Origin of the sequence: Porphyromonas uenonis 60-3, assembly GCF_000174775.1 — a bacterium.
Taxonomy (GTDB): Bacteria; Bacteroidota; Bacteroidia; order Bacteroidales; family Porphyromonadaceae; genus Porphyromonas; species Porphyromonas uenonis_A.
The window spans coordinates 1-558 of record NZ_ACLR01000153.1 but is presented as its reverse complement, the minus strand read 5'-3'; the positions used below and the strand labels follow the sequence as shown (position 1 = coordinate 558).

1 protein-coding gene and 1 pseudogene are annotated in these 558 nt (G+C 50.2%); both read right to left on the bottom strand.

Annotated features, from left to right (window positions below):
* Window positions 1–373, bottom strand: a 373-nt coding sequence (locus PORUE0001_RS05105) for a hypothetical protein (RefSeq protein ID WP_039865659.1), incomplete at its 3' end; no start/stop codon positions are given.
* Window positions 360–558, bottom strand: a pseudogene (locus PORUE0001_RS05100) (transposase); the annotation flags it as partial. The pseudogene PORUE0001_RS05100 and the gene PORUE0001_RS05105, both read right to left, overlap by 14 nt.

Sequence of the window (558 nt, the reverse complement as noted above, 5' to 3'; positions counted from 1 at the left end):
TAGGGGTGGTGTTCAGGTGGTCTTGGAAGCCGTGATTGACTACTCCTTTGGTCGTCTGGGGTGGACGCTTGCGCTTGCGACTTCTCAGCAGCATGTCGTTGGCTCCTAACACTTTGTAAAGCCAGTCTCGACCTACTTGAAAGGTTCCTTTGAAGTACTTGTTGGTACACTCCTGGAGGGTGTCTACGCCTGCCCTGGGGAGCCAACTGCGCACATACTGGCAATAGTGTAGGACGGAGGCTACTTTGACATCTTCGTCTTGCTCGGTGAAGGTGTGCTTGTAGTAGCCTTTGCGGCTGACTTCTAGCTGCTGACAAAGGTAGGTTATGGAGAGCTTTTGATCTCTCACTTTGGCCTGTTCAAGCTGTCTCACGGCTACAAATCGGTCTTTTTTTTAGATCAATGTGGTAGCGATTCAAGACCACTTCGAGTAGTGTTTTGTTGACCAAGGCCTTGCTCTCAGCCTGGAAGAGGGCTGCTTTGAGGCGAGCGTTTTCACGCTTGAGTTCTGCGTACTCTGGATCTACGTCTTTGTTCTTGTTTGTCTTGCTCATAGTG